This window comes from Phenylobacterium sp. (assembly GCF_004299445.1).
Classification (GTDB): Bacteria; Pseudomonadota; Alphaproteobacteria; order Caulobacterales; family Caulobacteraceae; genus Phenylobacterium.
This window is the reverse complement of sequence record NZ_SCTC01000037.1, coordinates 115,969-140,414: the sequence shown is the minus strand read 5'-3', so window position 1 is coordinate 140,414 and position 24,446 is coordinate 115,969. Positions and strand designations below refer to the sequence as shown.

Sequence of the window (24,446 nt, the reverse complement as noted above, 5' to 3'; positions counted from 1 at the left end):
CCTCGGAGTCACGGCCGCGCCCCGGCGTCGACGGCCACCAGGCCTCGGTAGGCCCGCCAGCTGGCAAGGCCCAGCCAGGGGAACACCACGACCAGGGCCATGAAACCCGTGGCGGCCGAGGCGAGCACCAGGGTCGCCACGATCGCCGCCCAGAGCAGCATGGGGCCCGGATTCTGCATGACGACCCGGACGCTGGTCACGGTCGCCATGAAGACGTCGAAGCGCCGTTCCAGCAGCATCGGCGCCGACACCACCACCAGGGTGTAGGCGACGAACGCGATCGCCCCGCCGATCACGCCGCCGATCGCCAGCATCCGCCGGCCATCCCCGGTCTTGAACGCGAAGTCGAGGAACTCCGGCAGCGTGGCGTGAAGCTGGTAGGTGGAGAGGCCGTAGACCACCTGCGCCGCCTGGATCCAGAACGAGAAGACCAGGAACAGGGCCAGTCCCAGGAAGAACGCATCCTGCCGCAGGGCGGAGCGCACCACGAAGATCTGCGCCAGCCGCGGACGTTCGCCCGCTTCCAGCCGGCGACCAGCCTCGTAGGGGCCCATCGCCAGGATCGGCGCGATCAGGACCAGTCCCAACGTCAGGATCACCACCTGAAACGCGAGGCCCGACGCGTATAGCGCGAAGGTCACCAGCGACAGCAGCGAAGCGATGAAGCCGCCGTACACGAAGCAGGGGCCCGGCGCCTTCCACAGGTCCGCCCACCCGCCGCCGAGCCAGCGCAGCGGTGCGCCATAGCCCACACGGTTCACGTCCGGCAGCCGCCCTGGCGCGCTCATCGCCGCCCTCCCTGCGGGCGCGCTGGCTCGCGCGCCTCTGCGTTGTTCGACGGCAAGCGTGGCCACGGCGCAGGGGCGGCGCTTTGCGCGAGATCAAACCTCCGAGGTTGAGGAAGCGGCCGCCGTCGCCCCCGCATCATCTCATCCAGAAGCCTCTAGGCTCGCTCCGCCAGCCAGCCTAAAACGCGGCCCATGCGAGAGATCACCCATTTCATCGACGGCGCGGCGTTCGCAGGCGCTTCGGGTCGCTACGGCGACGTGTTCAACCCCAACACCGGCGAGGTGCAGGCCCGAGTGCAGCTGGCGACGCCGGCCGAGGTGGATCGCGCCGTGCAGTCAGCGGTCCGGGCTCAGCAGACCTGGGCGCTGGTGAATCCGCAGCGGCGGGCGCGGGTGATGTTCGAGTTCAAGCGCCTGGTCGAGCGCGACATGGACGTGCTGGCCGAGATCCTGTCGTCCGAGCACGGCAAGGTCATCGCCGACTCGAAGGGCGACATCCAGCGCGGCCTGGAGGTGATCGAGTTCGCTTGCGGCATCCCGCATGCGCTGAAGGGCGAGTACACCGAGGGCGCGGGCCCCGGGATCGACGTCTACTCGATGCGCCAGCCCCTTGGCGTGGCCGCGGGCATCACCCCGTTCAACTTCCCGGCGATGATCCCGATGTGGATGTTCGGCATCGCCATCGCGGTGGGCAATACCTTCATCCTGAAGCCCAGCGAGAAGGATCCGACGGTTCCGGTGAAGCTCGCCGAGCTGATGATGGAAGCGGGCGCCCCGAGCGGCGTCCTCAATGTGATCCACGGCGACAAGACCGCCGTCGACGCGATCCTGGACCATCCCGACATCAAGGCCGTCAGCTTCGTCGGCAGCTCGGACATCGCTCACTATGTCTACTCGCGCGGCACGGCCAACGCGAAGCGGGTCCAGGCCATGGGCGGGGCGAAGAACCACGGCCTCATCCTGCCCGACGCCGACCTCGAGCAGGCGACGAAGGACATCATCGGCGCGGCCTATGGCTCGGCCGGGGAGCGGTGCATGGCGCTGCCTGTCGTGGTGCCGGTGGGCAAGAAGACGGCCGATGAAGTGCGTGAGCGCGTGCTCGCGGAGCTGGACACGCTGAAGGTCGGTCTCTCCACCGACGCCGCGGCCCAGTACGGCCCGGTCGTGAGCCAGGCCCACAAGCAGAAGATCAGCGACTACATCCAGCTGGGCGTGGACGAAGGCGCCGAGCTCGTGGTCGACGGCCGCGGCTTCCAGCTGCAGGGCTACGAACAGGGCTTCTTCATGGGCCCCAGCCTGTTCGACAAGGTGAAGCCCACGATGAAGACCTATCAGGAAGAGATCTTCGGTCCCGTCCTGCAGATCGTCCGGGCCGAGACCTTCGAGGAGGCGCTGGCCCTGCCGTCCAACCATCAATACGGAAACGGCGTCGCCATCTTCACCCGCAACGGCCGCGCCGCCCGCGAGTTCGCCGCCCGCGTGAACGTCGGCATGGTGGGGATCAACGTGCCGATCCCCGTGCCCGTCGCCTACCACACCTTTGGCGGCTGGAAGCGCAGCGCGTTCGGCGACGCCAACCAGCACGGCATGGAGGGCGTGCGCTTCTACACCAAGGTCAAGACCATCACCGCCCGCTGGCCGGAAGGCTCGGTCGAGGACTCGGCCTTCGTCATCCCGACGATGAAATAGGCGCTACCTCTCCATCAGGAGAAGGAATCTGCGCTGATCCGCGCGGCGAGCTCCTTGAGGAGCTTGGCCGCCAGGGTCGCGGTCATGCCGTTCACGTCCCGGCCCGGGTTCAGCTCGACGATGTCGCCGCCGATCACCGGGCCCGGCGTCTCCCAGATCACCCGCAGCACCTCGCGCGTCGTGAGCCCGCCGGGCTCATGGTGCGAGACGCCGGGCGCGTAGGCTGGGTCCAGGCCGTCGAGGTCGATGGAGATGTAGGTCGGCCCCGTCGGCAACGACGCCATCCCCGCTGCGTACGTCTCGGGAGAGAACACCCTCACCCCGAACCGCTTCGCCTGGGCGAGGAGATGTGCGTTGGGCGTTCGGATGCCCAGCTGGGTCAGTCCCGCCGCCAGCCCGCGCTCCATGATCCGCGCGAACGGCGAGGCGTGGCTGAGCGGGTCGCCCTCGAAGTCGTCGTAGAGGTCGGAATGGGCGTCGATGTGCACGATCTGCGGCGGCGCGAGACCGGCCGCGGCGATCCCGGCCAGCACCGGGTAGGTCACAGCATGGTCGCCCCCCAGCACCACCGCCGGCCCCGCCCGGAACGCCCCTGCCACCGCCGCCACCATGCGGTCGAAGTCGCCCTCATCCTCGCAGAGCGGAGCGTCGCCCAGGTCGGCCAGCACGGCGTCCATCTGGGCCCCGTTGGTGGCGGTCAGGTGCGAGTGGGCCGAATGCAGCGCGGCGCGGATCACGGCCGGCGCGGCCGCCGCACCCCGCAGGAACGACGAGTGGCGATCGGTCGGCAGCCCCAGCAGCCCGACGCGGCTCATGGCTTCACGAACACGCCCTGCCCGGTGGGCAGGGGCAGAATGTGGAGTCCACGCTGGGCGAACCAGGCCTTCTCCGCGTCGTGCTGCGCGCGCGAGACCTCCCAGCAGTAGTCGTCGAACAGGATCACGCCGCCCGACGGGATACGATCGAACACCAGGTCCAGCGCGGCGATCTCGGCCGTGGAGTTGTTTAGGTCCATGTGCAGGAACGCGATCTGCTCGGGCAACTCACCGGCCTGAAGGACTTCTGGCACCCGGCCCTTGATCACCTTGATGTTCGGATAGGCGGCGAACCGGGCCTGCACTTCTTCGAAGCTGAACGTGCCCTCGTAGGCCCGCGCATTGTTGTCGCGCCAGTTGGGGTCCAGCTGGTCCTCAGGAATGCCCTCGAAGGTGTCGTAGAGCCACCAGGTCCGCGGTATGTCCTGGAATTCCAGGTAGTCGGCTAGGAAGAGCGTGGTGTGCCCGCGGAACACCCCCAGCTCCATGAAATCGCCGGGGACCTTGGCCACCTGTTGAACCGCCCACAGCGCCGTCTGCAGGTTCCAATGCCAGTTGGGGATTGGCAGCAGGTTCTCGTGCCGCGCCGCCGTCTGCATGAAGCGCACATCTTCCATGAACGGCAGGAGCTTCATCCACGTCGCCAAGCCATCCGAGACGAAGGCCGACTTCTGGAACGACTTCAGCGCGCCCATCAGGTCCAGCAAGACGTTCGTGCGCACGGTCGGGTTGGCCACAATGCCCCGCCGCACGCGGATGTCGAGCCGAGACGGCACCGTCTGCAGCGCCGAGCGCAACAGCTGGTGAGCGCGCGCATGCGAACCGCGGCGCGCCAGGGCCTCGGCGATATCCGGGGTTTCTCCGACAGTCAGGTCTTCCAGGATCGTCTGCGGCAAGGTCGAGAACTCCTTCGTAACGCCGGGCTGCACAAGGCGTGCTCGGTAGCAGGGCGCGGAAGGGTTGGCGACCGGCGGAGGCTCCCGTTCCTTGCGCCGGGGCCACGACGCAGATAGGCCGGACGCCATGGCCTCCGCCCTGCAAGCTGCCTACGACGCGCGTGTCCGCGAAGGCCTGATCCGGCCCGATCCCGCGCAGGCCGCCGCGCTCCTGCCGCTGATCCGCCTGGAGCTGGATCTGGCCGAGGACGAGCCCGAAGGCGGCATCCTGGCCATGCTGCGCCGCCGTCACTACGAGCCCCCGCGCGGCGTCTACCTCATCGGACCCGTCGGCCGCGGCAAGTCGATGCTGATGGACCTGTTCTACGAGACGGCCACCGGCTTCAAGAAGCGTCGCACCCACTTCCATGTCTTCATGGGCGAGGTTCACCGGCTCATCGACGCCTGGCGCAAGGGCGACCGTGATGCGCGCAAGAAGCGCTTCGGCCAATTCAAGGGCGACGATCCGATCCCGCCCGTGGCCGACGTGATCGCGAGCGAGGCGCGGCTGCTCTGCTTCGACGAGTTCCAGGTCACCGACATCGCCGACGCGATGATCCTGGGGCGGCTGTTCGAGGCCCTGTTCGGCCATGGCGTCGTGCTGGTCGCCACCTCCAACCGGCTGCCCGACGACCTCTATCTGAACGGCATCAACCGCCAGCTCTTCCTGCCCTTCATCGATCTCCTGAAGCGGAAGGCCGAGGTCGTGGTGATCGCGGGCCCGCACGACTATCGCCTCGACCGTCTGCGGGCGGCCGGCACGTGGTTCTCGCCCCCGGATGCGGACAACCGCAGAGCTTTCGACGCGCTCTGGAAGGAGATGCTCGGCCCCGAGGCCGAGGATGGCGAGGCCATCGAGGTGCTGGGCCGCAAGCTCAGCTTCCCGCGCGCCGCCGGCGGCCTGCTGCGCGCCACGTTCGACGATCTGTGCAAGGCGGCCCTGGGGCCCAACGACTACATCGCCATCGCCCAGCGCTTCCACACCGTCTTCCTGGAGGGCCTGCCCAAGCTGTCGCCGGCGCAGCGACAGGAGGCGCGGCGGCTGGTGATCCTGATCGACGCCCTCTACGAGGCCCGGACCCGACTGATCGTGCTGGCCGACGCCGAGCCCACGAAGCTCTACCCCGAGGGCGACGGCGCCTTCGAGTTCGAGCGCACCGCCTCGCGCCTGCAGGAGATGCGCTCGGCCAGCTGGCTCGAGGAACGCTGATGGTCGACTTCGCCCGCTTTGACGCCCGCCACTATCCCACCCTCGGGGTCCGCGAGGGCTACGCCGCCTGGGCGCCGACATACGAGGACACGGTCGTGGACCTCATGGACCTGCGCCTGCTGGAACGGCTGCAGATCCAGTGGCGCGCCGCCGGCCGGGTGCTGGACCTGGCTTGCGGGACAGGCCGGATCGGCGCCTGGCTGCGCGCCAAGGGCGTGCAGCGGATCGACGGCGTCGACCTGACCCCGCAGATGCTGGCCCAGGCCCGGGAAAAGGGCGTGTACGAGGGCCTGACCGTCGGCGACATCACCGACACCGGGATCCCCTCGGACCGCTACAACCTCATCACGCAGTCACTGGCCGACGAGCACCTGCCCGACCTCGGTCCGCTGTATGCCGAAGCCTTCCGCCTGGCGCGGCCGGGCGGCGGTTTCGTGCTGGTGGGCTATCATCCCTGGTTCCTGATGAGCGGCATTCCGACCCACTTCGATCGTGCGCCCGGCGAGCCGGTGGCGATCGAAAGCCACGTCCATCTCTTCTCCGACCACGTCCGCGCGGCGCTCGGCGCGGGGTGGCGCCTAGCCACACTGGAGGAAGGCGTCATCGACGACGCCTGGGTGGCCCGGAAGGCCAAGTGGGACCAATACCGCGACCGCCCGGTCAGCTTCGCCTTCGTCTGGCTCAAGCCCTGAGGCTCTCCACCAGCTCGCGGGCATAGGGCCGCAGCTCGGCCTCGGCCCGCACGACGATGGTGAGTTCCCGCAGCGCCCAGTCGTCGGCCAGATCGATCACCGCCAGCGACATGGTCCTGGCCGCCCGACCCGCGGTCGTCTGCGGAACCACGCCGACCCCGACGCCGGCCTCCACCAGCCGGCACACCGCATCGAAGCTGCGGAGCTGCACCCGCGCCTTCAACGGCCGGCCCTCACGCGCCGCCTTGCTGACCAGGAAGCGCTGAAGAGAGCTGGAGCGCTCGAGGCCCACGACGTCGTATTCCAGAACCTCGGCGAAACTGACCCGGTCGCGCGCGGCCAGGGGATGGCCCGGCGCCGCCACCACCACGAACCGGTCGGAGCGGAACGGGTAAGTCTGCAGGGCGCCCACGTCGACCGTGCCGGCGACGATCCCCACGTCGCCGACGCCTTCGGCGATAAGGCCCACGATCTCGTCCGAGAGCCGCTCCTCCAGGTCGACGCTCATGTGCGGATGGGCGGCCAGGAACGAGCTCAGCGCCTCAGGCAGGAATTCGGTGAGGGCGTTGGTGTTGGCCAGCAGCTTCACCTCGCCCGACAGGCCGCCGGCGAAGGCCGACAGATCCTCGCGCATCCGCGCCGCCTGGCTAAGCATGTTACGGGCGTGCTTCAGCAGCATCCGGCCCGCGGCGGTCGGCGTCACGCCCTGGCGCGAGCGGATCAGCAACGCGGCGCCCAGGGTCGCCTCCATGTTGCGGATCCGGGTCGAGGCGGCGGCCAGCGCCAGGGCGCTCTTCTCGGCGCCCGCCGTGATCGAGCCTTCGTCCACCACGTCGCAGAACAGCCGCAGGTCAGTGAGATCGAACCGCATTCCTTCGCCTTTCGCGAAGGATCCCTAGCGCAACGACGCATTGCGCCGAAGCGAAATCGCGGCAGATTTCGCCCTGCTGTGGGTTATCCGCGCACCATTGGGCGAAGCTCACGCGTAACATGATCGCAGAGCGGGACCGCGGCGCGTTGACACACCCGAAGCGACGCCTAAAACCGACAGGGCTGAGGGCATTGGGGGCCTGTTACACATGACATCCGTTCCACGCGGTCCGGCCGACCGGCCCATGTCGCCGCATCTGCAGATATGGCGCTGGCACGTCACCATGCTGACGTCGATCCTCCACCGGGTGACCGGGGTAGGCATCTACCTGGGCGGGCTGATCGTCGCCGTCTGGGCGATCTCGCTGGCTAGCGGCCCCGAGGCCTACGGGACCTTCAAGGCGCTGCTGGGGTCGCCGCTGGGCAAGCTGGTGATGTTCGGGATGAGCGCCTCGGCGTTCTACCACCTGGGCAACGGCGTCCGGCACCTGATCTGGGACCTGGGCTACGGGCTCGACAAGGAACAGGCCAACAGCTCGGCCTTCGTGGTCTTCGGCTTCGCCATCGCCGCCACCCTCGCGGTCTGGGGCATCGCCTACATGACGGGAGCGCTCTGATGTCGTTCCGCACGCCGCTTTCCACAGCCCGCGGGCTGGGCTCCGCCAAGCACGGTGTCGGCCACTGGCTCTCCGAACGCGTCGCCGCCGTGGCGCTTGTCCCGCTGGTGATCTGGGGCGCCTTCGCCGTGATCCGGCTGGCCGCGCTCGACTACTATGGCGCCGTCGCCTGGATCAGCGAGCCGGTCAACGCGACCCTGATGATCCTCACCATCGCGGTCTCCTTCATGCACATGCAGTCGGGCCTGCGCGTGGTCATCGAGGACTACGTCTACACCCACCTGAACAAGGCGGCCTGCCTGCTGGCCAACCTGTTCATCTGCGGCCTCTTCGGAGCGCTCGCGGTCTTTTCCATCCTCAAGGTCGCGCTGGGGGGCGCCTAACCCATGGCGACGTACGAATTCATCGACCACAAGTTCGACGTTGTCGTGGTCGGCGCCGGCGGCTCAGGCCTGCGCGCGGCGCTGGGCTGTGCGCAGGCCGGCCTCAAGACGGCCTGCATCACCAAGGTCTTCCCGACCCGCTCGCACACCGTTGCGGCTCAAGGGGGGATTTCTGCATCCCTGGGCAACATGGGCGAGGATGACTGGCGCTGGCACATGTACGACACCGTCAAGGGGTCGGACTGGCTGGGCGACCAGGACGCCATCGAGTACCTGTGCCGCAACGCGCCCGCCGCCGTCTACGAGCTCGAGCACTGGGGCGTGCCGTTCAGCCGCACGGCCGACGGCAAGATCTATCAGCGCGCCTTCGGCGGCATGACCAAGAACTACGGCGAGGCCCCGATCCAGCGCACCTGCGCCGCGGCCGACCGCACCGGTCACGCCATGCTGCACACGATGTACGGCCAGTCCCTGGCCAACGACACCGAGTTCTTCATCGAGTACTTCGCCCTCGACCTGATCATGGACGAGGGCGTGTGCCGGGGCGTCACGGCGTGGAAGCTGGACGACGGCACCCTGCACCGCTTCCAGGCCCAGCTGGTGATCCTGGCCACCGGCGGCTACGGCCGCGCCTACTTCTCGGCCACCTCGGCGCACACCTGCACCGGCGACGGCGGCGGGATGACGCTGCGGGCGGGCCTACCGCTGCAGGACATGGAGTTCGTGCAGTTCCACCCGACCGGGATCTACGGCTCCGGCTGCCTGATCACCGAAGGCGCCCGCGGCGAAGGCGGCTACCTGACCAACTCCGAGGGCGAGCGGTTCATGGAGCGCTATGCGCCCACTGTGAAGGACCTGGCGCCCCGCGACATGGTCAGCCGCGCTATGACCATGGAAATCCGCGAAGGCCGCGGCGTGGGTCCGAAGAAGGATCACATCTTCCTGCACCTCGACCACCTGGATCCCAAGATCCTGGCCGAGCGGCTGCCGGGGATTTCCGAGAGCGCCAAGATCTTCGCCGGCGTGGACGTGACCAAGGAGCCGATCCCGGTCCTGCCCACGGTGCACTACAACATGGGCGGCATCCCCACGAACTTCTACTCAGAGGTCGTGACCAAGGCGGGGAAGAATCCCGACCAGGTCGTGCCGGGGCTGATGGCCGTGGGCGAGGCGGCCTGCGTGTCGGTCCACGGCGCGAACCGGCTGGGCAGCAACAGCCTGATCGACCTCGTGGTGTTCGGCCGGTCGGCCGCGCTGCGGGCCGCCGATATCCTGAAGGCGGGGGCGACCCAGCCCGAGCTGAAGCCCGCGATGACCGACGGCCACCTGGCGCGGCTGGACAAGTTCCGCCACGCCTCGGGCGGCACCAGCACGGCGTCGCTGCGGCTGGAGATGCAGATGGCCATGCAGGAGGACGCGGCGGTCTACCGAACGTCCGAAGCCCTGGCCTCGGGCGTCAAGCGGATGGACGCGGTCAACGCCAAGCGCGGCGACCTCAAGGTCACCGACCGCTCGATGGTCTGGAATTCGGACCTCATGGAGACGCTGGAGCTCGACAACCTGATCGGCCAGGCGGTCGTGACGGTGACGGGCGCGCATAACCGCACCGAAAGCCGCGGCGCCCATGCGCACGAGGACTTCCCGGATCGCAACGACAAGACGTGGATGAAGCACACCCTCAGCTGGTTCGACGACGCCACGGGCAAGGTGAAGATCGATTACCGCCCGGTCCACGACTACACGATGACCAACGAGATCGCGCCGTTCCCGCCCAAGGCGCGGGTCTACTAGGAAGGGATGAAGACAGATGGTCCAGCTCACCCTTCCCAAGAACTCGAAGATCAAGCCGACGGGTAAGCACTACCCGGCCCCGGCCGGCGCTTCGAAGGTCAAGACCTTCAAGGTCTATCGCTACGACCCCGACAGCGGCGAGAACCCGCGCTGGGACACCTACGACGTCGACACCAGCCAGTGCGGCCCGATGGTGCTCGACATCCTGATCCACATCAAAAACAACATCGACCCGACGCTGACCTTCCGCCGCTCATGCCGCGAAGGCATCTGCGGCTCGTGCGCCATGAACATCGACGGGCGCAACGCGCTCGCCTGCATCCAGGGCCACGAGGAGTGCTCGGGCAACAAGATCGCGATCAGCCCGCTGCCGCACATGCCGGTGGTCAAGGACCTGATCCCGGACCTGACGCTGTTCTACGCCCAGTACGCCTCGATCCAGCCCTGGCTGCAGACCGAGACGCCCGAGCCGCAGAAGGAATGGAAGCAGTCGCCGGAAGACCGCGAGAAGCTGGACGGCCTCTACGAGTGCATCCTGTGCGCCTGCTGCTCGACCAGCTGCCCCAGCTACTGGTGGAACCAGGAGAAGTACCTGGGCCCAGCGGCCCTGCTGCACGCCTACCGCTGGATCATCGACAGCCGCGACGAGCAGACCGGCGCGCGCCTGGACGAGCTGGAAGATCCCTTCAAGCTCTACCGCTGCCACACCATCATGAACTGCGCCCAGGTGTGCCCCAAGGGCCTGAACCCCGCCAAGGCCATCGCCGAGGTGAAGCTGATGCTGGCCGACCGCGTGGTGTGATCTGACGCTCAGCCGTCCGGCTCCTCACTCCTGGCTTCGCGACAGTGCCATAACCTCAGGATGAGGATGCTGGCGGCCGAGATCTCGTAGCGCAGCTCATAGTCGCCCACGACAATCCGGCGGACCTCACGCGGTGCGTAAGCGTCCAGGCGCTCGCCGATACGGGGATAGTCCACCAGACGGTCCGGCGCGCGCGCCAGCTGTCGAACCACCCGGGCGGCCGCATCCGGGGCCACCGGTCGCAGGTGCTCGTAGAGTCGGGCAAGGTCGGACGACGCCCTGCCGGTCCAGCGGACCTTCACGCGGCCGGGAGCGGCAGAGGCGTGTCTGTCTCCAGGCTGTCGGCCCACGCGACGATGGCCTGATGGTCGATCAGGCGGCCGGCGTCCACGTCGGCGAGGGCTTCGAGCGTCATTCGGTGACGCTCCTCTTCGAGGTCGACCCAGGCCGCCAGGGCCTGCTTGACCACCCAGCCTCGCGAGCGCTCAAGGCGTGCCGCCATGGCATCGACCTTCTCCGCCAAGTGCGTCGGGACATGCGCAGTCAGAACCCGAGTCTCGCTCATCACGCCTCGCAATCACTTCGACTAAGGAATAATCATAGTCAATCGGCACAGCAAGCCGGAGGCTACCCCCGGTTCGCCGGGAACAGAGCGCCGAGCCCGGTGATCACATCCTCGATGAGCTGGGGCTGGCCGGGGCGGGCGGCGCTGAGGCCGGCGGCGCCATGGGCCGCGGCCCAGACGGCCAGGGTGATCTTGTCGATCGGCGCGCCGTCGCGCCCCAGCGCCTCGGCGACTTCCTCCACCACGTGATGCAGGCGGCTAAGCGCCGCGTCGCGCGCCTCGGCGACGACCGGCGCCTCGGCGATGTCGGGATCGAACATCAGGGCGAACATCGCGGGCTCGGTTTGGGCGTACTCGAAGTACCCGATGGCCCAGGCCCTCAGGCGGGCCCCATCTGCGGCTTCGCGATCGGCATTCTCGAGGCTCCGCCGCAACTCCCCGAACCCCAGCGCCGCCAGCTCGGCCAGCAGGGCGCGCTTGTTCTCGTAGTGGTGATACATCGAGGCCGGCGTGAAGCCGGCGCGGGCCGCCAGGGCGCGCAGGTTCAGCTTCTTGAGCCCGCCCTCCTCCAGCATCTCGCGCGCCTCGCGCAGGAGACGTCCGGGCAGGTCGCCCGCGTGGTATCGGCGTCCTTCGATGGTCACGGGCTGAGTGTAGGCGCGATCCCTGCGCCCCCTCCACCACTTCGTGGTCCCCCTCCCCCATTGGCATCGGGGAGGAACTGCGGATCGATGGCCCCAAGTCCCTCACCCGCTTGCGGGGGAGGTGGCAGCGAAGCTGACGGAGGGGGCGTTGGATCAGTTCCGGTAGGGGATCACCACCGGCAGCGTTTCATAGCCCTTCACGAAGACCGAGTGGGTGCGCAGCGGTTCGCGGACCAGGCGGATTTCGGGGAAGCGGGCCAGGATCTCTTCCCAGATGATCGTGAGCTGCAGTTCGGCCAGGCGGTTGCCAACGCAGCGGTGGATGCCGAAGCCGAACGACAGGTGATTGCGGGGCCGCTCGCGCTCGATGTTGTAGCGGTTCGGGTCCTCGATCTGGGCCTCGTCGCGGTTGCCCGAGACGTACCACATGACCACCCGATCGCCGGCCTTGATGGTCTTGCCGCCCAGCTCGAAGTCGCGGGTCGCGGTGCGGGCCATATGGGCCAGCGGCGTCTGCCAGCGGATGGTCTCTGAAACCATGTTCGGGATCAGGGCCGGGTTGGCGCGCAGCTTGTCGTACTGGTCGGGGTTCTTGTTCAGCGCATAGACGCTGCCCGAGATGGTGTTCCGGGTGGTGTCGTTGCCGCCGATGATCAACAGCACGACGTTGGAGTGGTAGTCGGTCGCCGAGAGGTTCCGGGTGGCCTCGGCGTGGGCCATCATCGACACCAGGTCGAACTTGGGCGGCGCGTTCACCCGTTCGGCCCAAAGTTCGTCAAAGGCGGCGAAGCACGCGTCGGCCTGCTCGCGCTTGTGCTCCCAGCTCTTCGCCGGCCCGAAGCCCGGCGCGTTGGTGAACATATCGGACCAGAACGTGAGCTCGCGGCGCTTGGCCTGCGGATAGTCGAAGAGTGTGGCCAGCGTCATGGCCGTCAGTTCCTTCGACACCAGGTCGACCCAGTCGAACTCCTGGCCGATCGGGAGGCTGTCAAGGATCTTGCCGGCCTCGGCGCGGATGATCGGCGCCATGGCCTGCAGGTTGTGGGGCGCCACGGCCGGGCTGACCGTCTTGCGCTGGATGTCGTGGCCCGGCGGGTCCATGGCGATGAAGCTGTTGCCGCGCGGGCGCTTCTCGGACTCGGCCTTGGCTTCCAGCGACTGGAGCACGATGCCGTCGGCCGACGAGAACACCTCGTGATTGGTGTCGACGGCCATGATGTCCTGGTAGCGGGTGACCGACCAGAAGCCGTCGTATTCGTCGCCGCGGGGCGTCCAGTGAACCGGCGATTCCTTGCGCAGCCGTTCGAAGACCGGCCACATGGCGTCGTTGACGAAGAGGTCGGTCTGGGCCGGGTTCAGCGCCTCGATCGGCGTGGCCCACGCCTCGGCGGCGGCGGCTTCACGGAACTCGAGCGATCCGTCGTCCATGGCTGGTCCTCCCGGGCGCCGACGGCCCTTTGCAGACAGGACGCCTATCCAAACAGTGTTCGGCAAGCCCTTGTACGAACCGGCGAGGCGCGGTGGCGCATCAGCGCCGATGAGATTGACCACGAACCACACGAACCAGAGCCCCCCGACGCTGAGCCGAACGGAGTTCGTGTGGTTCGTGTGGTTCGTGGTTGCACAAATTGAGGGCCTGCGGCGCGCGCGGCGTCTCTGCGCTCGCGTTGGCCCTGGCGTTGGATTTGCCCTCCGTAGGGTGAGCGGGCAAAGAGAGGCAGTCGGTGGATGACGTTTCGCCATTGAAGTTGACGCCAGTGTCACTTTTGGGCATCGGAGAAGTATGAGCGGGTCGGGCGGACATGTGGTGATCGTGGGCGCGGGTCATGCCGGTGGCACGGCCGCGGCGTTGCTGCGCCAGTACGGCTTCGAGGGCCCGATCACGATGGTCGGCGACGAGCCGATCCCGCCCTATCAGCGCCCGCCGCTCAGCAAGGCCTGGCTGAAGGGCGAAGCCGACGCCGACTCGCTGGCCCTGAAGCCGCTCGAGTTCTACGCCGAGAACGGGATCGACTTCCGCCCCTCGGTCTCGGCCACGGCCATCGACCGGGGGAGCAAGACCGTCACGCTGTCGGATGGCTCCAGCCTCGCCTACGAGCACCTGATCCTGGCCACCGGCGCGCGCGCCATCGCGCTCCCGATCCCGGGCGCGGACCTGAAGGGCATCCTGTTCCTGCGCACTGCGGCGCACGCCGAGGCGCTGAAGGCCACCGTCGGCCCGGGCAAGACCCTGGCCGTCGTGGGCGGCGGTTACATCGGCCTGGAAGTGGCGGCGTCAGGCCGGGCGCTGGGCGCCGAAGTCGTGGTGCTGGAACGCGAAGCGCGCATCCTGGCGCGCGTGGCCTGCGAGGCGCTGTCGGACTTCTTCACCGGCTATCACCAGAAGCACGGCGTCCGCTTCGAGCTGGGCGCCAGCGTGACCGCCTTCGAGGGTCAGGATGGCCATGTCACCGGCGTGAAGCTGGCCGACGGCCGGATCATCGCCTGCGACGCGGTCGTGGTCGGCGTGGGCGCCACCCCCAACGACGAACTGGCCAGGGACGCGGGCCTGGAGTGCGCGCGCGGCGTGGTGGTCGATCTCGACGCCCGCAGCGTGACCGATCCGGCCATCTTCGCCATCGGCGACGTGGCCCACCGGCCGATGCCGATCTACGATCGCATGTTCCGCATGGAGAGCGTGCCCAACGCGCTGGAGCAGGCCAAGCAGGCCGCCAGCGCCATCGTGGGCAAGCCGCGCCCCGCCGGGGAATGCCCCTGGCAGTGGAGCGACCAGTACGACCTGAAGCTCCAGATCGCTGGCTATGCCTTCGACGTCGATGAGGTTCTGATCCGCGGCGAACCGGCCAGCGGCAAGTTCGCGGTGTTCCATCTGAAGGGCGACCAGGTCCAGTCGGTCGAGGCGATCAACGCCCCGCCCGAATTCATGATGGGGAAACTTCTCATTCTTAACCGCAAGCCCGTGGATAAGGCGAAGCTTGCGGACACTTCCGTTTCCATGAAAGAGGTCACCGTCTGAAAACAGGCGGTTAGTTACTCTTCGATTTTCAGGGGCGCCCATGGCCAAGATCACCTACGTCGAGCACAACGGGACCGAGCACGTCATCGACGTGAAGACCGGCCTTTCCGTCATGGAAGGCGCCGTGAAGAACAACATCCCGGGCATCGACGCCGACTGCGGCGGCGCCTGCGCATGCGCCACGTGCCACGTCTATGTTGACGAAGCCTGGCTGTCGAAGACGGGCGACCGCTCGGCGATGGAGGACTCGATGCTCGACTTCGCCGAAGGCGTCGAGCCCAACAGCCGTCTGTCGTGCCAGATCAAGGTGTCGGACGAGTTGGACGGCCTGCGCGTGACGATGCCCGAGAGCCAGCACTAGAGGCTCGATGCGAGGACCCGCGGCGGCAGCCGGCCTGATGGCCGCGCTGCTGGCGGGATGCCAGCACGGGGCGACTTCCGTCGTGCACGAGAAAGACCCCGCAGCCTGCGCCGAGATCGCGAAGGGCATGACGTTGCACGTCGCCCTCATCCGCCGACATCGCGACGGCGCCTGCAGCGTCAGGGTCGAGCACAACTCGTCGCGGCCGCGCCGAACCGCACTCTCCACGACAGTCGTTATGGCTGGGGGGGAGCCCCCTACCCGTGAATCACCACCGGCAGGGTCTCGTAGCCCTTCACGAAGCTGGAGCGGACACGGCGGGGCTCGCCGACCACCTCGATGTGGCGGAAGCGCTTGAGGATCTCTTCCCAGACGATCTTGAGCTGGAGCTCGGCCAGGCGGTTGCCCACGCAGCGGTGGATGCCGAAGCCGAACGACAGGTGCTGGCGCGGGCGCTCGCGGTCGATGAGCAGGACGTCGGGGTTGTCGATGACGCTGTCGTCGCGGTTGCCCGAGACGTACCACATGACCACCTTGTCGCCCTTCCTGATGGGCTGGCCGGCGATCTCGGTGTCTTCGCGGGCGGTCCGGCGCATGTGGGCCAGCGGCGTCTGCCAGCGGATGATCTCGGGGACCATGTTGGGGATCAGGCCGGGGTTGGCGCGCAGCTTGTCGAACTCGCCGGGGAACTTGTTCAGGGCGTAGAGGCCGCCGCTGATCGAGTTGCGGGTGGTGTCATTGCCGCCGACGATCAGCAGGATGACGTTCCCGAGGTACTCGTCCGGCGTCATGTTCCGGGTGGCCTCGGAATGGGCCATCATCGAGACGAGGTCGCCCTTGGGCGGCGCGTTCACCCGCTCGTTCCAGAGGTCGGTGAAGTAGGCCAGGCACTTCATCAGCTCTTCCTGGCGCTCCTCCTCGGTCTCCACCAGGCCGCCCTTGATCGGCAGGGTGGTGGCGATGTCGGACCAGTGGGTGAGCTTGCGGCGCTCTTCGAACGGGAAGTCGAACAGCGTGGCCAGCATCTGGGTGGTGAGTTCGATCGAGACGCGGTCGACCCAGTCGAAGGTCTGGCCCACGGGCAGTTCATCAAGGATGCGGCCGGCCCGCTCGCGAATGATCGGCTCCATCAGCGCAAGGTTGGCGGGGGCCACGATGGGGCTGACCGTCTTGCGCTGAATGTCGTGCTTGGGCGGGTCCATGGCGATGAAACTGGGGCGGCGCAGGTCGGGCCGCGCATCGCGGATGGTGATGCCCCCCAGGGCCGCTTCGGACGAGAACACCTGGTGGTTGGTGTCGACGGCCATGATGTCGTTGTAGCGGGTTACGGACCAGTACGGACCAAACTCGGAGTCCTTGCACCAGTGGACCGGCGCCTCGGCGCGGAGGCGCTCGAAATAGGGCCAGTGGCGGTCGGTGCGGAAGAGCTCGGGATCGCCGGGGTTCAGGTCTTCCAGCGGCAGCGCATAAGCCTCGGCCCGCGCCTGATCCCGAAGGGTGTTCGCACCGTCCGCCATCGCATGTCCTCCTCGCCTTTGTCGCTACCATGGACCCAACGGGCGAGTTCGCCAAACGCGGTATGCGGTGCGCGACGCTGGGGAAGCTGCGCTAGGCTTGCGGCATGGATGCTTTGCGGGTGCGGATCGAGACGAACCTGGCGGGGTTCGAGCGGGTGGCGCTGGACCCCACGGGCCGCCGGCGCGCGGCCGTGGCCATCGTCCTGAATCCGACCGAGACGGGGCCGGCCTACCTGCTCACCCGCCGGGCGCTGCATATGCGCCGGGGCGCCGGGAACTACGCCCTGCCCGGCGGCAATGTGGACATGGGCGAGGACGCCATCGACGCGGCGCGTCGCGAGACCGAGGAGGAGGTGGGCGTGCGCCTGCCGCGCGAGGCGGCGCTGGGCCTGCTGGACGATTTCCTGACGCTCGGCGGGCATGTGGTGACGCCGGTGGTGTTCTGGACGCCGACGCCGGTGACCCTGATCCCGAACCCTCAGGAGGTGCACGCCGCGTGGTTCGTGCCGCTGAGCGACCTGGACCATCCCCGCGCGCCCAAGCGGGTGAAGAACCCGGCCGGCGGGCCGCCCTTGCTGCGGATGTACGCGCGGGGCGGCTGGGTGAACGCGCCCACCGCCGCCTGGCTGTGGCAGTTCCGCGAGGTCTGCCTGCACGGCCGCCCGTGCCGCACCGACGCCATCGGGCAGCCCAGCTGGACCGCCCGATAGCGCCGGCCAGGATCTAGGCGATCGCCGTGCGGCGTCGACGCAGGCCCGCGCCCGCGAGCCCGAAGCCCATGATCATCAGGGCCCAGGTCGCCGGCTCCGGCACCGCCGCGCCGAAGCCCGCGGCGCGGATCAGGTCCAGCTCGGGCGCGCCGGTGATGCGGACCGCCTTCAGCGTGTCGCCGGCGCCGAAGCCGTAGTCGCTGAGGTCGAGGGAGGTGACGAACAGCTCGGCGCCGAACGGGCCGCCGCCGCCGTAGAAGTAGCTCTTGCTCACCCCGGTCGCGACCGCCTGGCCGGGACCCAGGTTGATCGGGGCGAAGAAGTTGATCCCGTCGAGCGAGAGCTCGAGCGTGATCGAGTCGCTGGTCGAGTAGCGGGCGGTGACGATGCCCAGGTCGAAGCCCGCGTCGTTGTCGACGCCGCCCGTGTAGCCGATCGTGTAGGTGGGCCGGCCGCCGAGGCCGATGTTGGCGATGCCGGTCTCGAAGCTGGCGCCCGTGAGATAGCCCGGGTTGCCCGGATCGGCGTTGCCGGTGTTCAGCCAGTTGGTGGCCGAGAACGCGCCGCCGTCGCTTTCCAGCAGCGTGTCGCCGAATTCGGTGTCGTCGAATTCGTAGGCGCCCAGCGTGATCGCCTGCGCCTGGCCAGCGAACGCCAGCGCAGCCGCGGTCGCACCCAGTGCGAGTGTACGAGAGAGTTTCATGTCAGCACCCCAAAGCCCATGACCAACGAATGCGTTGGCGCAGTTGGGGAGGAGTGAGGCCGAACCTCAGTTCGGCGAACAGCGACACCCCGCCCCGAACGGTAAACCCGGCGGCGAGGCGATTTGTTTCAGCGAACCGACTCGTTGACCTGAGCTTTTGCGCGTGAGGCCGGCACGACCGGGATTTCGTGGTCCTCCAACGGGGCCATCCAGCGCTTCCGCGCCATCGCCGCCTCCAGATAGGGCGCGAGGTCGGCGGCCTTCTTCGCCTCGCGCTCGGCGGCCTGGGCCTTGAAGGCCGGCATCACCTCGGCGGCGAACAGCTCCAGCGACTGACAGATGTGGTCGTGGCGGTTGCGGCCGGCCTGCTGGAGGAACACCACCTGATCGACGCCCGAGGCCTGGAAGGCTGCGATGTGCTCGCGGATATCGGCGGGCGTGCCGATGCCGTTGGCGTTGTGCTTGGCGGCGTTGCGGGCGGCGATGATCTCGTCATCGGACGCGGCTCGGCTCTTCTGGAAGTCCTCGAACAGGGTCGAGCGGCCGGGCAGCACGTCGTGCGCCACCAGGGCGTTGACGGCGTAGGAGAAGAATTCGAAGCCCTCCTGCCCGCGCCGGATCGCCTCGTCGCGGTCGGGGTGGACCGAGAAGTTCGACACCATGGCCAGGTTGGCGTTCACGAAGTGGCCGATCGGGCGGCATTCCTCGGACTTGATGATGCCGTAGTAGATGTCGGACCAGGTTTTCGCCTCCTCGGGATCGAGAAACGAGAAGGCCAGGGCGCCGACGCCGTTCTGGGCCGCCACCTTGATGGTGTCGCGGTTGGTGCAGGCCATCCACATCGGCGGGTGCGGCTTCTGCATCGGCTTGGGCAGCACGTTGCGGCAGGGGAAGGAGAAGCCGCGGCCCTCGTAGCCGGGATAAGGCTCCATCACCATCATGTTGGCGATCTGCTCGGCGGCCTCCAGCGCCAGCGCCCGCTTCTCGCGCGCCGGGATGCCGAAGCCGCCCAGCTCGAGCCGGGTCGCCCCCTCGCCGATCCCGAACTCGAGGCGGCCGTGACTGATGATGTCCAGCGTCGCCAGGCCCTCCGCGGTGCGGGCGGGGTGGTTGTAGTTGGGGATCACCTGGCGGATGCCGTGCCCCAGGCGGATGTTCTTCGTCAGCGCCGCACAGGCGGCCAGGAACACCTCGGGCGCCGAGGAGTGCGAGTACTCCTCCAGGAAGTGGTGCTCGACCTCCCAGGCGTAGTCGTAGCCCAGCCGGTCGGCCAGCTGCACCTGCTCGAGCGCGTCGTGGAACAGCCGGGCCTCGTCGCCGGGGTTCCAGGGCTTGGGCAGCTGGTGCTCGTAGAAGATCCCGAAGCGCATCGCCTGTCCTCCCGCCCGCCGGCTGTTTCGCCGATCATCTGCCGGCCACCTTCCCGCCGCCACCCCACGGAAGGCAAGCCGTTCCTGCACGACAGAGGGACCGCCCCTCATTCACAGGCGCCCCGACTCGGCGGCCTGATTCGCGCCCGATGGCGCACCCCTACGCGGATCTGTTGAAGGACCGGGATATCCGGGTCCTGTGGAGCGGCCTGTCGCTGTCGGCGGTGGGCAGCGAGCTGTTCCGCGTGGGCGCGATCTGGCTGGCGGCCGAAATGGCGGGCGCCAACGCGTCCCTCATGGTGACGGCGCAGGCCGCCGCAATGCTGACGGTGAGCCTGGTGTCAGGGCCGCTGATCGAGATGGTCCCACGCCGCACGTTCCTGGTCGTGGGCGAGATCGTCTCGGCCGTGGGCGCCGGCCTGGTCGTGCTCGCCGGCCTGACCTGGGGCCTCAGCCTGCCCATGCTGGTGGCCTCGAGCGCGGCCTTGAGCGCCATCGGGGTCATGGCGCGGCCGGTGTTCCTGTCCAGCCTGCCGCGGGTGGCGCCCGGCAAGGTGCGCGAGGTGAACGGGCTGTTCGATTCCAGCGTCCGGATCGCCCAGGCGGCCGGGCCGTTCCTGGCGGCGCTGGCGCTGAAGGTGATGGCGCCGATCCACCTGCTCACCGTCAACGCGGTCACCTTCCTGGCCTCGGCCCTGGCGGTGGCGATGATGGGCCGCCGGCTGGAGAGCGAGACACGCGCGCCGGCCGCCGGTCCGGACGTCCTGCGCAGGCTGGCGCGCGGCGTTCACGCGGCGAGCGCCTGCCCCGGCGTGTGGAGCGTGCTGATCGCCACCGGCGTGCGCGGCGGGGGCTATGCGTTGGGCTACACGGTGGCCGTGCCGTTGCTGTTCGTCCAGGGCGGCGTCGGGCTGCCCGGACTGGCGATCGTGATGGGCGTGGGCGCCACGACCGAGATCGTCTCGACGCCCCTGCTGGTGCTGACCCACCCGAAGCGGCCGCTGAGGCGGCTGTTCCAGGGCTATGTGATGATCGGGGCCAGCCTGTCGGTGATGGGCGCGGTCGCCATCGTGCTGGCCGGGGCGCCGACAGCGTGGCTGGTGGCAGGTCTGGCCGCGGCCGCGGCGCTGATGGGCGTGGGCAACAGTATCGCGACGCTGCAGATCACCACCTTCTTCGCCACTCGCCTCGCCAGCGACGACTACGCCGCGGTCCTGCGCCTGCGCATGGTGACGATCATCGGTTCGATGATGGCCGCCACCGCCGCCGGTCCCTGGATCCTGCGGGCGCTCGGCCCCGCCAACACCATTCTCGTCTGCGGCCTGGTCGCGACGATTGCCGGCCTGACGGGCATGCTGGGCGGGCCAGCGCGGCGATTGGGGCCCGGATTCGCCGAGCCCGGCCCGAAAGCCGTCTGACACGGGCTCCAGGGGTAGCGAGACCGCCGCGAAGCTGGTTTCGTGCGGCCAGCAAGGAATACGCGCCATGGCCTACGACCGCGACAACCGACCGGACCTGTCCAACCACTGGATGCCGTTCACCGCCAACCGCCAGTTCAAGGCGGCGCCGCGGCTGCTGGTGGCGGCAAAGGGCATGTACTACCGCTCGGAGGACGGTCGGGAGGTGCTCGACGGCACCTCGGGCCTCTGGTGCGTCAACGCCGGCCATGCGCGTCCCGAGATCGCCGCGGCGGTGAACCAGCAGCTGATGAGCCTGGACTACGCGCCCTCGTTCCAGATGGGCCACCCGATCAGCTTCGACTTCGCCCAGGCGCTGGCGGGGATCGCCCCAGCCGGGCTCGACCGCATCTTCTTCACCAACTCGGGCTCGGAGTCGGCCGACACGGCGATCAAGATGGCCATCGCCTATCACCGGGCGCGGGGCCAGGGTCACCGGAGCAAGATCGTCGGGCGCGAGAAGGGCTATCACGGCGTGGGCTTCGGCGGCATCTCGGCCGGCGGGCTGGTCAACAACCGGCGCATCTATCCGCTGCTGCCGTCGGACCACATTCGCCACACCCTGGACGTCGAACGGAACGCCTTCTCCAAGGGCCTGCCAGAGCACGGCGCCGAACGGGCCGATGACCTGGAGCAGCTGGTCGCGCTGCACGGCGACACCCTGGCGGCCGTGATCATCGAACCCGTGGCCGGGTCGGCGGGGGTCATCGTGCCGCCCAGGGGCTACATTGAGCGGCTGCGCGCGCTCTGCGACAAGCACGGCGTGCTGCTGATCTTCGACGAGGTGATCACCGGCTTCGGGCGGCTGGGCGCCCCGTTCGCCAGCCACTGGTTCGGCGTCACCCCCGACATCATGACGACGGCCAAGGGCATCACCAACGGCGTGATCCCGATGGGGGCGGTGTTCGCCAGGCGCGAGGTGCATGATGCGGTGGTCAACGGATCCGAGACCGCCATGGAGTTCTTCCACGGCTACACCTACTCGGGCCATCCGGTGTCCTGCGCGGCGGGCCTGGCGACGCTGGACATCTATCGCCGCGAGGGACTGTTCGAACGCGCGACCGAGCTGGGCGACACCTGGGCCGAGGCCGTGCACAGTCTTCGCGACGCGCCGTATGTCACAGACATCCGAAACCTGGGCCTGATGGCCGGCATCGATCTGGAGCCGAAGCCTGGAGAGCCCGTCGGCGCCCGCGGCTACGCGGCGATGGTGGCGGCCTTCGAGGCCGGCATCCTGATCCGCGCCACCGGCGACACGCTGGCGATGTCGCCGCCGCTGATCGTCTCCAAGGCCGAGATCGACCGGCTGGTCACCGTGCTGCGCAAGGTCATTTCGGCGCTCGACTGACCGCCTTGGCGATCGCCGCCACCAGCGGCGAGTTCGGAAGGTCGCGGCCGTCCACGCTGTCGACCGCGCGCACGCCGACCAGGCTGTTGGTGATGAACATCGGCGCGCCTGCGATTCGGCCGAGGTTGGTGAAAACCTCCTGCAGCGGCAGGCCCAGGGCGTGACAGGCGGCGATCACCTGGCGGCGCATGATCCCGTCCAGCACGCCGCATTCCAGGCTGGGGGTGAACACCTCGTCGTGGCGCACCCAGAAGATGTTGGCCGCCGCCGCGCAGGCCACCTCGCCTGCGGTGTTCAGCATCAGCGCCTCCTCGGCGCCGGCCTCGCGGGCCTCGGCGCGGGCGAGAACGTTGTCGATGTAGGACAGGGTCTTCAGGCGCGCGGCCGGCGAGCGATCGTTGCGGCGCACCCGCGCGGTGGCCAGCCTCACGCCCCCCTTCGGCAGGGGGGCGACCGCTACGGTGACGGTCAGGACCGGCTGCGGCGTCTCGGGAGGATCGAGGCCCCGGGCCCCTGAGCCTGCGCTCCAGTTCAGCCGCACGGCGGCGCGCGGCGGACTGGCCACGGCGTCCAGCGCGACCAGCGCGGCGCGGCGCATCGCCTCCCCGTCGGGCGCGGGCAGGCGCAGGGCGCGGCAGCCCCGGGCCATGCGCTCGACGTGGTCGTCCCAGTGCTCAAGCCGATCGTTCGCCCACAGCACCGTCTCGAACAGGCCGTGGCCGAGGGTGAAGCCGCGATCGTCGAGGGCGATCTCAGTCATGCAGGCTCCGTCAGCGCCCGCAGGATGGCGCCAATCTTGGCCGTGGTCTCGGCGACTTCGGCGTGTGGATCGCTGTCGGCGACGATCCCGCCCCCGGCGCGCGCTTCGAACGTCCACCCTGCCGCCGTTTCGAGCAGCGCCACCGTCCGGATCAGCACGCTGGCCTCCAGCGCCCCGTCGACGCCGGCCCAGAACAGGCTGCCGCAGTACGGACCGCGCGGGGTCTCATAGTCGGCGATCACCTTCATGGCCTGCAGCTTGGGCGCGCCGGTGACCGACCCGGGCGGGAAGGCGGCCAGGAACGCCTCCCAGGCCGAGCGGCCGGGCGCCAGGCGCGCGCGGACCCTGGAGACGAGATGATGGACGTTCGCGTAGCTGCGCAGTCCCCACAGCTCGGGCACGCGCACCGTGCCGGGCACGCTGACGCGCGCCAGGTCATTGCGCATCAGGTCCACGATCATCAGGTTCTCGGCGCGATCCTTTTCGCTGGCGGTCAGCTCGGCGGCGAGGGCGGCGTCGGCGGCCGGATCGGCGCCGCGCCGGCGGGTGCCCTTGATCGGATCGGTTTCGGCCCAGAGGCCATCGACCTGCGGGCGAACCGACAGGAACCGCTCGGGCGAGTTGGAGACCAGCGCACGGCCCGGCAGGCGCAGGTAGGCCGCGTAACCAGCGGCGCTCTGGTGGGCCAGCCGGCGGAAGAGGTCGAAGGGCGTCGCGCCGGCGGCGAGCGACCCGCGCCACGGCCGGGCCAGGTTGGCCTGGAACATCTCGCCGGCCGCGATGCGGCCCACGGTCTCGTGAACGGCGGCGGCATGCTGGTCGTCGGCCTTGCCCACGACGATCGCCCCGGCGAGCGCACCAAGGCGTGGCGCGGGTCTCGGCATGTCCAGCCAGCTCAGCGCGAAGTCGGCGGCCGCGGCCGCGGCGCGCAGGTCGGCCCCGCGACCGATGGCGAGCGCGCGGCGCTGGCTCGCATGGAAGGCCAGCAGCGCCGGATAGCGGATCAGGGTCAGGTCCGGCCAATCGCCGCCGCGAGCCTGCGGGGCTGTGGCCTCCAGCTGCGCCGAGAACTCGTAGGCCGCCAGGCCCACCACGCCGCCCTGGAAAGGGGGGTCGTCGGCCAGGGACGCGAACTCGCCCAGAAGGCCGGGCAGATCGGCCCCCTGCTCCGCCACGACGTCGGGCGCGCGCAGCACATAGCTCCAGCCGTCGGCCGACAGCAGGACGCAGGCGTAGGTCTCATCGGCGAAGGCCGCAGCCACCTCGACCGGGTCGGCCCAGGCGGTGGCGCGCATGGCGACGCAGGCGAGGTCGCGGCGGGTTGGGTCGGACGCTTTGGCGGGGCGGCTCCACATTCATCGCGGCCTATAGCGCATCCGCGCGCTGTTGACCTGCCGCCTCGT

25 protein-coding genes are annotated in these 24,446 nt (G+C 68.9%); 12 read left to right on the top strand and 13 right to left on the bottom strand.

The window, feature by feature from the left end; translation table 11 throughout:
- Positions 1 to 8 precede the first annotated feature (8 nt).
- Entirely contained in the window at positions 9 to 788 is a 780-nt protein-coding gene (locus EPN98_RS09605; RefSeq protein WP_293362467.1) for a DUF2189 domain-containing protein, read from the bottom strand.
- Positions 789 to 980: 192 nt separating this feature from the next.
- On the opposite strand from EPN98_RS09605, the gene EPN98_RS09600 reads away from it, so the two are divergent.
- Complete coding sequence (locus tag EPN98_RS09600) at positions 981 to 2,477, top strand: CoA-acylating methylmalonate-semialdehyde dehydrogenase (RefSeq protein ID WP_293362466.1); 1,497 nt, start codon at positions 981 to 983, stop codon at positions 2,475 to 2,477.
- Positions 2,478 to 2,491: 14 nt separating this feature from the next.
- Here EPN98_RS09600 and EPN98_RS09595 read toward each other — a convergent pair whose 3' ends face one another.
- Positions 2,492 to 3,292, bottom strand: coding sequence for an arginase family protein (locus tag EPN98_RS09595; protein ID WP_293362465.1), 801 nt, complete (start codon positions 3,290 to 3,292; stop codon positions 2,492 to 2,494).
- The gene (locus tag EPN98_RS09590; protein ID WP_293362464.1) at positions 3,289 to 4,188 is read right to left on the bottom strand and encodes a TylF/MycF/NovP-related O-methyltransferase; all 900 of its coding nucleotides are present in this window, start codon (positions 4,186 to 4,188) and stop codon (positions 3,289 to 3,291) included. The genes EPN98_RS09595 and EPN98_RS09590 overlap by 4 nt, the downstream gene beginning before the upstream one ends.
- Before the next feature lie 127 nt (positions 4,189 to 4,315).
- Here EPN98_RS09590 and zapE point away from each other — a divergent pair, with 127 nt between their 5' ends.
- Both zapE and EPN98_RS09580 read left to right on the top strand, forming a co-directional pair.
- Complete coding sequence (zapE, locus tag EPN98_RS09585; RefSeq protein WP_293362463.1) at positions 4,316 to 5,437, top strand: cell division protein ZapE; 1,122 nt, start codon at positions 4,316 to 4,318, stop codon at positions 5,435 to 5,437.
- Positions 5,437 to 6,129 carry a class I SAM-dependent methyltransferase gene (locus EPN98_RS09580; RefSeq protein ID WP_293362462.1) on the top strand — a complete coding sequence of 231 codons (693 nt, stop codon included), beginning with the start codon at positions 5,437 to 5,439 and terminating at the stop codon, positions 6,127 to 6,129. The genes zapE and EPN98_RS09580 overlap by 1 nt, the downstream gene beginning before the upstream one ends.
- On the opposite strand, the gene EPN98_RS09575 is transcribed toward EPN98_RS09580, so the two are convergent.
- On the bottom strand, positions 6,119 to 7,000 hold the full coding sequence (locus EPN98_RS09575) for a LysR substrate-binding domain-containing protein (RefSeq protein WP_293362461.1): 882 nt from the start codon (positions 6,998 to 7,000) through the stop codon (positions 6,119 to 6,121). The two genes, EPN98_RS09580 and EPN98_RS09575, sit on opposite strands and share 11 nt — an antisense overlap.
- A 208-nt stretch (positions 7,001 to 7,208) precedes the next feature.
- Between EPN98_RS09575 and sdhC the strand changes: the two genes are divergently transcribed.
- The 4 genes from sdhC to EPN98_RS09555 are packed head-to-tail and all read left to right on the top strand — an operon-like array spanning position 7,209 to position 10,592.
- Positions 7,209 to 7,616 carry a succinate dehydrogenase, cytochrome b556 subunit gene (gene sdhC, locus EPN98_RS09570; RefSeq protein WP_293362460.1) on the top strand — a complete coding sequence of 136 codons (408 nt, stop codon included), beginning with the start codon at positions 7,209 to 7,211 and terminating at the stop codon, positions 7,614 to 7,616.
- Positions 7,616 to 7,999: a succinate dehydrogenase, hydrophobic membrane anchor protein gene (gene sdhD / locus EPN98_RS09565; RefSeq protein WP_293362459.1), complete on the top strand. Its 384-nt coding sequence runs from the start codon at positions 7,616 to 7,618 to the stop codon at positions 7,997 to 7,999. Before sdhC ends, sdhD begins: the two co-directional genes overlap by 1 nt.
- A gap of 3 nt (positions 8,000 to 8,002) precedes the next feature.
- The gene (sdhA, locus tag EPN98_RS09560) at positions 8,003 to 9,790 is read left to right on the top strand and encodes a succinate dehydrogenase flavoprotein subunit (RefSeq protein WP_293362458.1); all 1,788 of its coding nucleotides are present in this window, start codon (positions 8,003 to 8,005) and stop codon (positions 9,788 to 9,790) included.
- A 16-nt stretch (positions 9,791 to 9,806) separates the two neighbouring features.
- Complete coding sequence (locus EPN98_RS09555) at positions 9,807 to 10,592, top strand: succinate dehydrogenase iron-sulfur subunit (protein ID WP_293362457.1); 786 nt, start codon at positions 9,807 to 9,809, stop codon at positions 10,590 to 10,592.
- 8 nt (positions 10,593 to 10,600) lie between these two features.
- Here EPN98_RS09555 and EPN98_RS09550 read toward each other — a convergent pair whose 3' ends face one another.
- From EPN98_RS09550 to EPN98_RS09535, 4 genes are all read right to left on the bottom strand, one after another.
- Positions 10,601 to 10,894, bottom strand: a complete 294-nt coding sequence (locus tag EPN98_RS09550; RefSeq protein WP_293362456.1) for a type II toxin-antitoxin system RelE/ParE family toxin — start codon at positions 10,892 to 10,894, stop codon at positions 10,601 to 10,603.
- Complete coding sequence (locus EPN98_RS09545) at positions 10,891 to 11,157, bottom strand: CopG family ribbon-helix-helix protein (protein ID WP_293362455.1); 267 nt, start codon at positions 11,155 to 11,157, stop codon at positions 10,891 to 10,893. The genes EPN98_RS09550 and EPN98_RS09545 overlap by 4 nt, the downstream gene beginning before the upstream one ends.
- A gap of 62 nt (positions 11,158 to 11,219) precedes the next feature.
- Positions 11,220 to 11,801 (bottom strand): TetR/AcrR family transcriptional regulator, encoded by a 582-nt coding sequence (locus EPN98_RS09540; protein WP_293362454.1) that lies wholly within the window; start codon positions 11,799 to 11,801, stop codon positions 11,220 to 11,222.
- Between the two features lie 153 nt (positions 11,802 to 11,954).
- Entirely contained in the window at positions 11,955 to 13,229 is a 1,275-nt protein-coding gene (locus EPN98_RS09535; protein WP_293362453.1) for a cytochrome P450, read from the bottom strand.
- Positions 13,230 to 13,584: 355 nt separating this feature from the next.
- Here EPN98_RS09535 and EPN98_RS09530 point away from each other — a divergent pair, with 355 nt between their 5' ends.
- Both EPN98_RS09530 and EPN98_RS09525 read left to right on the top strand, forming a co-directional pair.
- Positions 13,585 to 14,817, top strand: a complete 1,233-nt coding sequence (locus EPN98_RS09530; protein ID WP_293362452.1) for an FAD-dependent oxidoreductase — start codon at positions 13,585 to 13,587, stop codon at positions 14,815 to 14,817.
- Positions 14,818 to 14,857: 40 nt separating this feature from the next.
- Complete coding sequence (locus EPN98_RS09525) at positions 14,858 to 15,178, top strand: 2Fe-2S iron-sulfur cluster-binding protein (protein WP_293362451.1); 321 nt, start codon at positions 14,858 to 14,860, stop codon at positions 15,176 to 15,178.
- Between the two features lie 257 nt (positions 15,179 to 15,435).
- Here the strand turns inward: EPN98_RS09525 and EPN98_RS09520 are convergent, their stop codons facing one another.
- Positions 15,436 to 16,695 (bottom strand): cytochrome P450, encoded by a 1,260-nt coding sequence (locus EPN98_RS09520; protein WP_293362450.1) that lies wholly within the window; start codon positions 16,693 to 16,695, stop codon positions 15,436 to 15,438.
- Between the two features lie 104 nt (positions 16,696 to 16,799).
- Here EPN98_RS09520 and EPN98_RS09515 point away from each other — a divergent pair, with 104 nt between their 5' ends.
- Complete coding sequence (locus tag EPN98_RS09515; RefSeq protein ID WP_293362449.1) at positions 16,800 to 17,405, top strand: CoA pyrophosphatase; 606 nt, start codon at positions 16,800 to 16,802, stop codon at positions 17,403 to 17,405.
- Positions 17,406 to 17,418: 13 nt separating this feature from the next.
- Here the strand turns inward: EPN98_RS09515 and EPN98_RS09510 are convergent, their stop codons facing one another.
- Together EPN98_RS09510 and EPN98_RS09505 are read right to left on the bottom strand one after the other, a co-directional pair.
- Positions 17,419 to 18,108 carry a PEPxxWA-CTERM sorting domain-containing protein gene (locus tag EPN98_RS09510; RefSeq protein ID WP_293362448.1) on the bottom strand — a complete coding sequence of 230 codons (690 nt, stop codon included), beginning with the start codon at positions 18,106 to 18,108 and terminating at the stop codon, positions 17,419 to 17,421.
- A gap of 128 nt (positions 18,109 to 18,236) precedes the next feature.
- Positions 18,237 to 19,478 (bottom strand): LLM class flavin-dependent oxidoreductase, encoded by a 1,242-nt coding sequence (locus EPN98_RS09505; protein ID WP_293362447.1) that lies wholly within the window; start codon positions 19,476 to 19,478, stop codon positions 18,237 to 18,239.
- 149 nt (positions 19,479 to 19,627) lie between these two features.
- Between EPN98_RS09505 and EPN98_RS09500 the strand changes: the two genes are divergently transcribed.
- Both EPN98_RS09500 and EPN98_RS09495 read left to right on the top strand, forming a co-directional pair.
- Positions 19,628 to 20,896 carry an MFS transporter gene (locus EPN98_RS09500; RefSeq protein WP_293362446.1) on the top strand — a complete coding sequence of 423 codons (1,269 nt, stop codon included), beginning with the start codon at positions 19,628 to 19,630 and terminating at the stop codon, positions 20,894 to 20,896.
- A 67-nt stretch (positions 20,897 to 20,963) separates the two neighbouring features.
- On the top strand, positions 20,964 to 22,283 hold the full coding sequence (locus EPN98_RS09495; RefSeq protein WP_293362445.1) for an aspartate aminotransferase family protein: 1,320 nt from the start codon (positions 20,964 to 20,966) through the stop codon (positions 22,281 to 22,283).
- Here the strand turns inward: EPN98_RS09495 and EPN98_RS09490 are convergent.
- Together EPN98_RS09490 and EPN98_RS09485 are read right to left on the bottom strand one after the other, a co-directional pair.
- Positions 22,264 to 23,043 (bottom strand): aminotransferase class IV, encoded by a 780-nt coding sequence (locus EPN98_RS09490; RefSeq protein ID WP_293362444.1) that lies wholly within the window; start codon positions 23,041 to 23,043, stop codon positions 22,264 to 22,266. The two genes, EPN98_RS09495 and EPN98_RS09490, sit on opposite strands and share 20 nt — an antisense overlap.
- Positions 23,040 to 24,398, bottom strand: coding sequence for a chorismate-binding protein (locus EPN98_RS09485; RefSeq protein WP_366558471.1), 1,359 nt, complete (start codon positions 24,396 to 24,398; stop codon positions 23,040 to 23,042). Before EPN98_RS09485 ends, EPN98_RS09490 begins: the two co-directional genes overlap by 4 nt.
- Positions 24,399 to 24,446: the final 48 nt, after the last annotated feature.

Excerpts from the sequence above, each read along its gene's own strand:
- EPN98_RS09605 (WP_293362467.1), bottom strand. The coding sequence starts at position 788 with ATGAGCGCGCCAGGGCGGCTGCCGGACGTGAACCGTGTGGGCTATGGC.
- EPN98_RS09600 (WP_293362466.1), top strand. The coding sequence starts at position 981 with ATGCGAGAGATCACCCATTTCATCGACGGCGCGGCGTTCGCAGGCGCT.
- EPN98_RS09595 (WP_293362465.1), bottom strand. The coding sequence starts at position 3,292 with ATGAGCCGCGTCGGGCTGCTGGGGCTGCCGACCGATCGCCACTCGTCG.
- zapE (WP_293362463.1), top strand. The coding sequence starts at position 4,316 with ATGGCCTCCGCCCTGCAAGCTGCCTACGACGCGCGTGTCCGCGAAGGC.
- EPN98_RS09580 (WP_293362462.1), top strand. The coding sequence starts at position 5,437 with ATGGTCGACTTCGCCCGCTTTGACGCCCGCCACTATCCCACCCTCGGG.
- EPN98_RS09575 (WP_293362461.1), bottom strand. The coding sequence starts at position 7,000 with ATGCGGTTCGATCTCACTGACCTGCGGCTGTTCTGCGACGTGGTGGAC.
- sdhC (WP_293362460.1), top strand. The coding sequence starts at position 7,209 with ATGACATCCGTTCCACGCGGTCCGGCCGACCGGCCCATGTCGCCGCAT.
- sdhD (WP_293362459.1), top strand. The coding sequence starts at position 7,616 with ATGTCGTTCCGCACGCCGCTTTCCACAGCCCGCGGGCTGGGCTCCGCC.
- sdhA (WP_293362458.1), top strand. The coding sequence starts at position 8,003 with ATGGCGACGTACGAATTCATCGACCACAAGTTCGACGTTGTCGTGGTC.
- EPN98_RS09555 (WP_293362457.1), top strand. The coding sequence starts at position 9,807 with ATGGTCCAGCTCACCCTTCCCAAGAACTCGAAGATCAAGCCGACGGGT.
- EPN98_RS09545 (WP_293362455.1), bottom strand. The coding sequence starts at position 11,157 with ATGAGCGAGACTCGGGTTCTGACTGCGCATGTCCCGACGCACTTGGCG.
- EPN98_RS09535 (WP_293362453.1), bottom strand. The coding sequence starts at position 13,229 with ATGGACGACGGATCGCTCGAGTTCCGTGAAGCCGCCGCCGCCGAGGCG.
- EPN98_RS09530 (WP_293362452.1), top strand. The coding sequence starts at position 13,585 with ATGAGCGGGTCGGGCGGACATGTGGTGATCGTGGGCGCGGGTCATGCC.
- EPN98_RS09525 (WP_293362451.1), top strand. The coding sequence starts at position 14,858 with ATGGCCAAGATCACCTACGTCGAGCACAACGGGACCGAGCACGTCATC.
- EPN98_RS09520 (WP_293362450.1), bottom strand. The coding sequence starts at position 16,695 with ATGGCGGACGGTGCGAACACCCTTCGGGATCAGGCGCGGGCCGAGGCT.
- EPN98_RS09515 (WP_293362449.1), top strand. The coding sequence starts at position 16,800 with ATGGATGCTTTGCGGGTGCGGATCGAGACGAACCTGGCGGGGTTCGAG.
- EPN98_RS09510 (WP_293362448.1), bottom strand. The coding sequence starts at position 18,108 with ATGAAACTCTCTCGTACACTCGCACTGGGTGCGACCGCGGCTGCGCTG.
- EPN98_RS09505 (WP_293362447.1), bottom strand. The coding sequence starts at position 19,478 with ATGCGCTTCGGGATCTTCTACGAGCACCAGCTGCCCAAGCCCTGGAAC.
- EPN98_RS09500 (WP_293362446.1), top strand. The coding sequence starts at position 19,628 with ATGGCGCACCCCTACGCGGATCTGTTGAAGGACCGGGATATCCGGGTC.
- EPN98_RS09495 (WP_293362445.1), top strand. The coding sequence starts at position 20,964 with ATGGCCTACGACCGCGACAACCGACCGGACCTGTCCAACCACTGGATG.
- EPN98_RS09490 (WP_293362444.1), bottom strand. The coding sequence starts at position 23,043 with ATGACTGAGATCGCCCTCGACGATCGCGGCTTCACCCTCGGCCACGGC.
- EPN98_RS09485 (WP_366558471.1), bottom strand. The coding sequence starts at position 24,398 with ATGTGGAGCCGCCCCGCCAAAGCGTCCGACCCAACCCGCCGCGACCTC.